Here is a 9,087-nt window from a genome sequence, read left to right as displayed (position 1 = left end):
CAAGTACTCGGCTCCGGTGCCCCAATGACCGCAGGCCCGGGCCAGGACATCGGCAACCGCTTCGAGCGACTGGCGGCCGGCATAGAGCGCCGAGGCGCGGTTCATGACAAAGGTCAATGCTGGAATGGCTCCGGAGGCGGTCTCGACCGTGATCCACCGGGGCATGCTGTTGGCCGGCTTGTAGGTGAATTCGCGTCGAAAGAGTTTGCCGAATTGGCTTTCGAGATTGTCGTTGGGAAGGTCGTATAGGAGGCCTTGGCATTGCCCTCCACGATCTAGAGCCATCATAAGGCCAGGCTGCTCAGGCGTGCCCCGAAAGCGGGTCATGCGGAAGCAGAAGGAACGATGCCAACCTCGCGCAATGCCCAGCTGCTCCCCGACATGTTCGATCTCCGGCTTCCAGATCAACGAACCGTAAGCGAACAGGCGGGTCGGGGTGGTCGAGGCCGGATGCGTTCGGATCATTTGCTCCACCCAGCTGTCGTAGTCGGCATCGGTGTGGAGCTCGGCACCTGGCGTCAAGCCCTGGTCCTGAACGACCTTGTGGATCCGCGCGATATGGTCCGCGGTCAAGGTCAGCTTTCTGATTTTGCTGGGCATGTCGTGCGGCATCGGATCCAGATCGCCCATACTGGCAGATACTGCCGGCATGGCAAGATGCCGCACGGAGTGCACTCGCTTCAGGGTCTGCCGTAGGACCTCGTCAAAAAAGGGTACCCGACCGGCGCGTTGACATGGCGAGCGAAACCCTTCCTCAAAATCGTACATTAGAAATCTGGAACGTAAGTAGGCAGAAAGCATTGTTGGCGTCATGGACAAGAACCACGGCAACAATCTCCCTGAGTGGCTTCCAAGCGATCTCCCGAAGGAGTCCAGTGATCCGAGCGGTGCGCCAGCATGATCTCTATTTCGTTGCCTTCGACCTGCTGCACCTGAACGGTCGCAATCTGCGCAGTGCGATGGAGGAGCGTCGCGGAATCTTGGCATCATCCCGTTAGACATCCGCATCCAGTTCAGCCAGGCACTGCCGGGCGAGGCAAACGCCATCTATCATCTGGTCGATCAGGCCGGACTTGAGGGCATGGTATCTAAGCGGCTCGGCAGCAGGTACGTCAGCGGCCCGACCACCAACTGGCTAAAGACCAAATGCTATACCGTCGGCGAATTCGAACTGCTCGGCGTCGAGCGCGAGCAAGGCAAGCCGGCCTTCGCCTTGATGGCCGAGCCCGGCACGGGAAAATATGTCGGTAGCGCCTTCATCAGCATCAATAGAGAGATGCGCGAGCGGCTTTGGAAGCGAGTCCAAGAGCATGCCCGCCCACCCCCGAAGGGCATGCCGAAACGGCCGGCGACGCAGTGGGTAAAGCCGGGCATCAAGGTCCGCATCAAGCATCTCAGGGGCGAGGAAGATCTTCGCCACGCTTCGCTGCAAGATTTCTGGAACGATTCAGGAAAAGGCCCGCCGAAGAACTAAGGGTCCGCCTGCCAAATCCAGCAATGGCCTGCGGACCCTTACAGCGCAACGAAGGGACTTTTCTTGCGCCGATTTCTCCTCCCGGAGATGACGCTTCCAACTGTGAATGGGCTGCTGCGGTTCCCCTCGCCGCCCGTGCACGGGACCATTGCGCGGGCAGGTCGGACTTAAGTCCCGGAGGGAGCCTCATCGCGATGCGGGCAGCGGGTCAGTCGCTCGACGGTTTCGATGATCGCCTTCGCCAGCGCCTCGCCCTCATGTACCGGCAACGGTCCATAGAGCTGGTTCACCGCCTCCTCGCTCGGCAGCACGCCGGCCGGGCAGGTGAGTTCGATCGCCATGCGCACGAGCTGCAGGCCGGTGCGCTCGCCATAGATGTAATTCTCATCCGATCGTCAAGGATTTGGTCAAAGCCGGTCATATGGCTGTCGCAACGGCCGAGATAGGTGGAAACCAAAAGGCATTTTGGCCAACGCGCTACGTTTCGATCCACCCCTCACCGGCGGCCGCAATACCCCAAGGATAGATTAAGTCGAACGCGGTTATCGCTCTCGCCAAGCTCGAGCCAGGTGCCAGAAAATTAACGTAAGACCACCCGGTTCCTGGACTGCCGCGCCAGACTTTCAGAGTGCCGCCCTGCCAGCGGGCCGCGTATTGATACTCACCCACGGTCGCAATATTGGCTAGGCCATCGTTCGCGGGGTCTATTCCACCGCTCCCCGAGCTCCCGATATAGAATGCTGACTGCTGACCATCAACAGTAAAGCAACTGTGATTAGCCTTAAAGCTGAACAGGAGCGTGCTATCCGCAGCACCCTTCAATTCAGTGTTCGCTTGCGGCGGGTGCCAAAGAGTTACATGCAATCCCTCACTGACCAAAGACTTGATAAGAGGAATGAAATCGGAATCGGCCGCAAACAGTGTTGCTTTGGTGATGTTCCCCCGGAAGGCATGGGTCATCATATCAACAGCTAGTTGAACATCGACGCCCTTTTGTCTCTTATCAGCCCCCACAATTTGCCCGAGGGCAACGTGGACGCGATCGAGCGCCTGGATCTTTGCAAACCGATCGTAGTCTGGCTGGACGCGAGTTTCATATGCGGCCTGTGTTTCATCATGCGCCTTGCCTGAAACGGCATCGTAATAAAAAATTTTGTCGTAGCCACCTCCGGCCACCGCTGGGACATGCGGTTGGTAAGCGCTGGCATCGCCAAATAGGTCTTGGCAGATCTTCCTCGCACTGGCTCTGAGGCAACCACCATCTATGAAAAGATATTCTCGCTCCCTTGGTGCATGGTTCCCACCAAAAATCATAGCCTCCTTCACCCCCCGTGTGAGTTGCCCAATTCGACCTGTCCGCGCAAGGGGTGCGTTTTTTAGCGATGTCCTCTCGCGCCTTTCAAAAAAGCGGCTTCGTCACCACGCAGTGCCCCTCGTAAACCAGGCCAGCGTCTCCATATTTCCAAAACGCCTGCATCTTGCCGCTTACCCGGTCGATGTAGAAATCTTCGGTTACGGCGAATCCGCCCTGTTGGTACTTGCAGCCGATCTTGATCTCAACCTCAGTTGCGGTCCCTGTTAGATCGCCACATTTGGTGCCCCGCGCTTGAACCTCGGCGTCACTAGTGAAATGCACCAGGAATGAGACATCGCCGCTAGTGCGCACGCGCTCAGCTTTGTCGTTGGTCGCCCATTCGTAATTGCAAGCCAATGCAACGTCCTGCGCCCATGCCGAGGTTGTCGCGAATGATCCCAGAACAAACAGCAGCAATCTCATCTTGCCCTCTCAAGACCGGTCTATTTGGCCCCGCGTGATCGTCAGCCCGCGATCGTCGAGCAACTTGTTCAGCTTCACCTCAATCGCGTGAGAAGTATATAGCAGCGCGTGGACGCCAACGGCGATATACACCGCGGCCAGGTTATTCTGAGAAGCAGCAAATCCAGCAAAAAACACGGCACTCACGGCTATTAAGGTTGAAAACTTCATCTTACCCCCTCTGAGCCAGCCACATGGACGTCGTCACCGTTCTTAATTGTGCAAACCCTTCATAGCCGGTCTTGACGATGAAGGAAAATGTTCCTTTTCTGTTCTCGTGGCGCACGATCCGATCGACACGCTGGGCAAGGCGACCCGGCACAACATGCTTGTGAAAGCTGAATGCAGCTGCGGCAACGTCCGCTACTGCCGTTCCGCCGACCTGATGATGGTGTATGGCGGCGGCGTCGATCCACTGAAGCTGAAATTCGACTGCAGCCGCTGCAAGCCGACGGTGAAGATCACACTTCTCGAGGTCCATCCGGAGCACCTTCCGAAGCGCCTGGTGATCCACAAGCCGATGAAGGTCGACCGGAAGATCCATTGGATCACGGAGCGATTCCGCGGATGATGAGTGGGGCAAAAGGCTGGACAGTTCAGCGTCTGATAGACGCGCGGATGACTCTCCACGCTTATTGCCACAACCCTCAATGCCCATCATGCGCCGCCGGGCGGGGTGCCCGGCGCCGACGTCCGTGGACGCGGCCAGCGATGGGGTGAAACTAGGAGCGCTGCTTCATTTGGGCCGCTGCCCATGCAATATCGTTCTCCGAAATGTCCGGATTATCTTCCCGCAGTTTTTTTAATATATCCTGATCTAACTCATTCATGAGCACTCGCCATTGGTCCACGGCACCCTCTGCCACCTCTTGCAGTTGATCACCGGGCCTCATCAAGGCGACGAAGTCCTTCCGCTTCTCCTCAAATCCCTCGCCGCGGCGCTTCAGATGGTGGGCATATTGCCAAGCCAGCATATCGGCTGCTTGAAGCGGAGGTGCGTCCTCCTTATCAACGAAAGTGTGGGAGAAGTAGCTGTCGCCGAATCTGCTGCCACGAATCCCCTTCATAACCACATTTGCTTCGGATTGTGCGGCGTGTCCTGCCTCAAACACATAGGCAAACCGCCCCCGATACCCCGCAGCCTGCGCCCAATAATGGACTGCAATCACGCACCCCATTAGACAAAAAGTGTATGCGTCATGGTCGTAGCGGCCTCGGCCGAACAATTCTTTGTAACGAATATAGTCAACGGCGACGGCTACCCCGAACGATGAACGATGGCGCGTGTGAGCAATAAGGGCCTTTTCCGACTTTATCCGATCTTCTAGGGACAACCCTTCATAGTGACCGTTTCCGGTGGCGCAATCGGTCATATGAGCGAAGGGAAGTCCAAACCGCTTTAAGTCCTTGTTCCAATCGCGGCTGAAGCGCTGTGCCTGCTCTTTCTCGAATACGTATCCAGCCATGGCGAGCGCGGGACTACGGTCATGCGTGCCACTCTCATCCAGGTAAACGTAACGCAGCACCACAACATACTCCCATCGGGGACGACCCTCTCAAAGGTCGGTTGGCCACTTCGAGCGGGGTTTTGTTGGTCGCTTCAAAAGCGGGGAGAAAAAGAGGGGAAGGTAAGCGGCGTGTTTCATAAGATGTAATGAAAACAACGCGGTAGACAAAACAAATGGCTCCCCGGGCCGGATTCGAACCAGCGACCAACCGGTTAACAGCCGGTTGCTCTACCACTGAGCTACCGGGGAACAGAGGCTCTTATGTGAGTGGGGCAGCCTATAGCAAACCCGTTTCGGCTTTGCAAAGAAGCATTTCGCATTTTTTCGATGCTTTTTGGCGCGAGGCTTTCTGGCAATGGCCGGCGAGCGCCCTCATATGAGCTGTCTCTCGCCTGTCACGGAACGGAAAAGGCCGTTGCGGCTTTCTCCGGCTGATGGTGTTACTGATGCAAACGGATCGACATTTCAAATGACGGCAATGAGCGACGAACAGCCACCGGCCCGGAAAATCTCGGTCTTCGGCCGCCAGTTCACCATGCCGCGCTCGCGCGGTCTCAGGATTGCGATCGGCGTTGTGCTGATCATCGGCGGCATTCTCGGCTTCCTGCCGATCCTGGGTTTCTGGATGGTACCGATCGGATTGCTGGTGCTCTCCTATGAATTTGCATTGGTGCGCCGTCACCGGCGCCGCTTCGTCGTCTGGTGGGAGCGACGGCGGCGCCCGGATTGAGGTTGCCCTGCTGACAGGCCGGAAACAGGCAATTGTTTGAGAGCGGCGTGCTCCGCCTATGCACTACCGAGGTTGGTCGAAGCAGCTTTCCAGGCGTTCGCAGAGCTCCTTGAGAACGGCGGTAGCCGATGCCAGCCGCGCCGGGTCGCGCGGCGGCAGGCTATTTGCGCCTTCTATGCTGAGGCGGTCGATGGCATAGCGCACAAGCTCTGCAGACTGCGACAATCCGCGCGGTGTGCCGTCTTTCGTAGCTGCTTGAGCCATGGCGGAGCCTCCTTTCTGCCCATCGTGGCCGCCGGGTTCGGGTTCCTGTCGCCGAGAATCATGCTTAACGATAAGCTAATATATTATTGCTAGCATGGCATTGCGTTGATAAGCAGTGCCTCGATGTTGGAAGAACCGTTGGGAATGCATGGTGGCCGCTTGACGGCATTTTCGCCGCAACCTATTGGAGCCGGGTGGAACGCCGGGAGCAATGAGGCCTCGTGGCGGAGTGGTTACGCAGAGGACTGCAAATCCTTGCACCCCGGTTCGATTCCGGGCGAGGCCTCCAATGCCCGAGCTCCCGCGCGTCAGCGCCAGGGGGCTTCAGTTCCGGTCGAAACAGCCGCGGCCTTTGCGCGGCAAGCGGATGGTTGGAACATGAGCGCTGATTTTGCCGAACGCCGGGTGAAGATGGTCGACGGCCAGATCCGCACCACCGACGTGACCAGCGCGCCGCTGCTCGAGGCGATGCTTGTTGTGCCGCGCGAGGCCTTTGTCGGCGCCGGCCAGCGCGATCTTGCCTATATCGATGAGGACATCCGCATTGCCGATACGGCCGATGGTCCGCGCTATCTGATGGAGCCGTCGCCATTGGCCAAGCTGATGCAGCTGGCCGATGTCGGCCCAAGCGATTCGGCACTCGATGTCGGCTGCGGCACCGGCTATGCGACGGCGATCCTGTCGCGGCTGGCAAGGTCCGTGGTCGCGCTGGAAAGCGATGCGGCGCTGGCCGAGAGCGCCACGTCGACGCTCGCGGCGCTGGGTTGTGGCAATGTCACCGTGGTCCAGGGACCGCTGCCGCAAGGCCATGCCGCCAAGGCGCCTTACGACGTCATCTTGATCGGCGGCAGCGTAGGCGAGGTGCCGGCGGCGCTGTTCGAACAGCTTGCCGAAGGCGGCCGACTCGTCGCCGTTGAAGGGCAGGGCAATTCGGGCGTAGCCCGGCTTTTTTTTAAGACTGGAGGGGTTGTAACGGGAAGACGCGCATTTAATGCGGCAATTAAGCCACTACCGGGATTCGAACGTATTCCCGCCTTCGAATTCTGAGTGATTTTGCCTTGCAGCGAAGGCGTTGTCATGATCGCTTGCGTTTGAACAATCGTTGCTGATCTGCATAACCGGGTGTTTCTTGGGGGCTTTCAGCGGGGGAACGATAAAAAACGCGGCGCCGGCTGATCAGAGGAGAAGCCAGCGTGGCGCAGTTCCCGTGCAAAACGAATGAGGGAATATAACGTGCCGTCTGTACGCAAGTTGCTTTTTACCGCCGTCCTCGTTTCGGCGACCGCGCTGTCTCCACTGGCCGCCTCGGCCGAAACCATTCTCGGGGCACTTTCAAAGGCCTATCAGAACAATTCCTCGCTTAATTCTTCACGCGCCGGCGTTCGCGTCACTGACGAGGGCGTCGCCATCGCCAAGTCCGGCTGGCGCCCGACCATCACTGGTTCCGGAAGCATTGATTATACCGCCAGCCACAGCAATCGGTTGCACCGAAACATCTCGATAACCACCGGCAACTTCGGCGTCGAGATCGACCAGACGCTGTTTGACGGTTTTCAGACCAGGAACAATGTGGCGGCCGCCGAATCGCGGGTCCGCGCTTCGTTCGAAAGCCTGCGCAACGCCGAAGAAAACACTCTTTTCAACGCGGCAAGCGCCTATATGGACGTTATCCGCGACCGCCAGGTCGCCGTGCTGACCGAACAGAACCTGCAATTCCTGACCGAGCAGGCGCGTGCGGCGCGTTCGCGCTTCGAGGTCGGCGAAGGTACCCGCACCGACGTCGCGCAAGCCGACGCCCAGCGTGCCTCCGCGGTGGCGCAGTTGAGCGCCGCCCGCGCGACGGCGCTGGCAAGCGCTGCGACCTATCGCCAGATCGTCGGCGACGAGCCGGGCAGGCTCAGGCCGGCTTCGCCGGTGTCGAAGCTGTTGCCGTCGAGCCTCGACGCGGCGATCGCGATCGCATCGGCCGAGCATCCGGCCATCCTCGCCACCGCGCATCTGGTCGACGCGGCGGCGTTTTCGGTGAAGTCTGCCGAAGGCGCGTTGCTGCCGCAACTCTCGGCGTCGGCAGGTGTTTCGAGCGCCATTCGCGGCACCGCGCCCGGCTCGCTCTCCTCGACACAGGATGGCGTAACCAATTCGGCGAACATCGGCGCGACGTTGACGATACCGATCTATTCCGGCGGCCGGACCTCGGCATTGGTTCGCCAATCAAAGGAATCACTCAGCCAGGCCCGTATCGAGGTCGATGTCAGCCGCGACACCGTGCGCCAAGCGGTGACCTCGGCATGGTCGCAATACACCGCCGCGCAGCAAAGCGTCACGGCCAACCGGCAGGTGGTCGCCGCCGCACAGCTTGCCCTGAACGGCGTCATCGAAGAGCGCAATGTCGGCCAGCGCACCACGCTCGACGTGCTCAACGCGCAGGCGACCCTCATCACCGCCAAGATCAATCTTGTCAGCGCCGAACGCGACGTGGTGGTGGCAAGCTATGCCATCCTCTCGGCGGTTGGCCATTTGTCGGCAGAGCGCCTTGCGCTCAACGTGACGAAGTACAGGCCCGAAGAGCATTACGACGCCGTCAAGGACAAGTGGATCGGCCTGCGCACGCCCGACGGCCGCTGATCACCAAGCCGTGTTTTCAGCCCGCGCTCGAACGACGCGCGGGCTTCAACTCCCGACCCTAATCTGTTGAAATCCGCGATGTCGCCAGATTGGGGATTCTCGCAAGCCGTTCCGTCGGTTACGCTGTTGCCATGATTCGAATCCGGCATTGCCGGACAGGAAATCTGAGAACGAGTCACAAGGGCGGCGGATGTGACGATGGCGACGGCGAGCAGCGTACAGCGCGAACCTTCCATGGAAGAGATACTGGCTTCCATCAGAAGGATCATCGAGGACAGCGATACCGGCCGCAAGCAGCCGGGCGACGCGGACGAGCTGCGCCAGGATCTGCAGCCGGCGCCGGCAGCCGGACGGGCAGCGGAGGGGGATGCGTTCCGCTCCGAACTGCGCGGCGGACTGGAGATCGCCAAGCCGGTCACGCGCGCCGAGGTGCAGCCAGCGGCCGCGCCGGTCATTGAGCGCCTGGAAACGCCGCTGCACCCTGGCCCGTCAAAAGCAGCGGCGACGCTGGCTGAGGTGAACGCCGCTCCCGCGCCGCCCGCAAAGCCGGATCGGCCCGCGACAGCCAAGGCCGCCGAGACGACCGACACCATCATTGCCGATTGGCGGCGCGAGATCGCCGCGGTCGGCGACGCGATGGCCAAGCCGGAGCGGGCCGAGCCACCCCGGA

Annotated in this window: 12 protein-coding genes, 2 tRNA genes and 1 pseudogene; 6 read left to right on the top strand and 9 right to left on the bottom strand. The window is 59.8% G+C overall.

Annotation, left to right across the window (positions count from 1 at the left end; all coding sequences use genetic code 11):
* Positions 1-630, bottom strand: a 630-nt coding sequence (locus E5W70_RS28645; RefSeq protein WP_292664668.1) for a gamma-glutamylcyclotransferase, incomplete at its 3' end; no start/stop codon positions are given.
* 451 nt (positions 631-1,081) lie between these two features.
* Here E5W70_RS28645 and E5W70_RS28640 point away from each other — a divergent pair.
* A complete protein-coding gene (locus E5W70_RS28640; RefSeq protein ID WP_292664667.1) occupies positions 1,082-1,474 on the top strand; it encodes a hypothetical protein in 393 nt (130 codons plus the stop codon).
* Between the two features lie 167 nt (positions 1,475-1,641).
* Here the strand turns inward: E5W70_RS28640 and E5W70_RS28635 are convergent, their stop codons facing one another.
* The 7 genes from E5W70_RS28635 to E5W70_RS28605 form a co-directional block, all read right to left on the bottom strand.
* On the bottom strand, positions 1,642-1,815 hold the full coding sequence (locus E5W70_RS28635; protein ID WP_292664666.1) for a hypothetical protein: 174 nt from the start codon (positions 1,813-1,815) through the stop codon (positions 1,642-1,644).
* Positions 1,816-1,951: 136 nt separating this feature from the next.
* Positions 1,952-2,788, bottom strand: coding sequence for an NYN domain-containing protein (locus E5W70_RS28630; RefSeq protein WP_292664665.1), 837 nt, complete (start codon positions 2,786-2,788; stop codon positions 1,952-1,954).
* Between the two features lie 85 nt (positions 2,789-2,873).
* Complete coding sequence (locus tag E5W70_RS28625; protein WP_292664664.1) at positions 2,874-3,251, bottom strand: hypothetical protein; 378 nt, start codon at positions 3,249-3,251, stop codon at positions 2,874-2,876.
* Between the two features lie 9 nt (positions 3,252-3,260).
* Positions 3,261-3,461 carry a hypothetical protein gene (locus tag E5W70_RS28620; protein WP_292664663.1) on the bottom strand — a complete coding sequence of 67 codons (201 nt, stop codon included), beginning with the start codon at positions 3,459-3,461 and terminating at the stop codon, positions 3,261-3,263.
* 1 nt (position 3,462) lies between these two features.
* The gene (locus E5W70_RS28615) at positions 3,463-3,771 is read right to left on the bottom strand and encodes a hypothetical protein (RefSeq protein ID WP_292664662.1); all 309 of its coding nucleotides are present in this window, start codon (positions 3,769-3,771) and stop codon (positions 3,463-3,465) included.
* A gap of 241 nt (positions 3,772-4,012) precedes the next feature.
* Positions 4,013-4,819 (bottom strand): DUF3800 domain-containing protein, encoded by an 807-nt coding sequence (locus E5W70_RS28610; protein ID WP_292664661.1) that lies wholly within the window; start codon positions 4,817-4,819, stop codon positions 4,013-4,015.
* A 153-nt stretch (positions 4,820-4,972) separates the two neighbouring features.
* A tRNA-Asn gene (locus tag E5W70_RS28605) sits at positions 4,973-5,047 on the bottom strand.
* 220 nt (positions 5,048-5,267) lie between these two features.
* On the opposite strand from E5W70_RS28605, the gene E5W70_RS28600 reads away from it, so the two are divergent.
* Positions 5,268-5,528: a hypothetical protein gene (locus E5W70_RS28600; protein WP_023676401.1), complete on the top strand. Its 261-nt coding sequence runs from the start codon at positions 5,268-5,270 to the stop codon at positions 5,526-5,528.
* A gap of 63 nt (positions 5,529-5,591) precedes the next feature.
* Here E5W70_RS28600 and E5W70_RS28595 read toward each other — a convergent pair whose 3' ends face one another.
* Positions 5,592-5,792 (bottom strand): hypothetical protein, encoded by a 201-nt coding sequence (locus E5W70_RS28595; protein ID WP_292664660.1) that lies wholly within the window; start codon positions 5,790-5,792, stop codon positions 5,592-5,594.
* A 215-nt stretch (positions 5,793-6,007) separates the two neighbouring features.
* Between E5W70_RS28595 and E5W70_RS28590 the strand changes: the two genes are divergently transcribed.
* The 4 genes and pseudogenes from E5W70_RS28590 to E5W70_RS28575 form a co-directional block, all read left to right on the top strand.
* Positions 6,008-6,081 (top strand) — tRNA-Cys (locus E5W70_RS28590).
* An 89-nt stretch (positions 6,082-6,170) separates the two neighbouring features.
* Entirely contained in the window at positions 6,171-6,839 is a 669-nt protein-coding gene (locus tag E5W70_RS28585) for a protein-L-isoaspartate O-methyltransferase (RefSeq protein WP_292664659.1), read from the top strand.
* A gap of 186 nt (positions 6,840-7,025) precedes the next feature.
* The gene (locus tag E5W70_RS28580) at positions 7,026-8,417 is read left to right on the top strand and encodes a TolC family outer membrane protein (protein ID WP_292664658.1); all 1,392 of its coding nucleotides are present in this window, start codon (positions 7,026-7,028) and stop codon (positions 8,415-8,417) included.
* Between the two features lie 198 nt (positions 8,418-8,615).
* Positions 8,616-9,087, top strand: a pseudogene (locus E5W70_RS28575) (DUF2497 domain-containing protein); the annotation flags it as partial.

The organism is Mesorhizobium sp. (assembly GCF_005063415.1).
Lineage (GTDB): Bacteria > Pseudomonadota > Alphaproteobacteria > Rhizobiales > Rhizobiaceae > Mesorhizobium.
The sequence above is the reverse complement of the archived record's forward strand: the minus strand, read 5'-3'. Positions and strand labels throughout refer to the sequence as shown.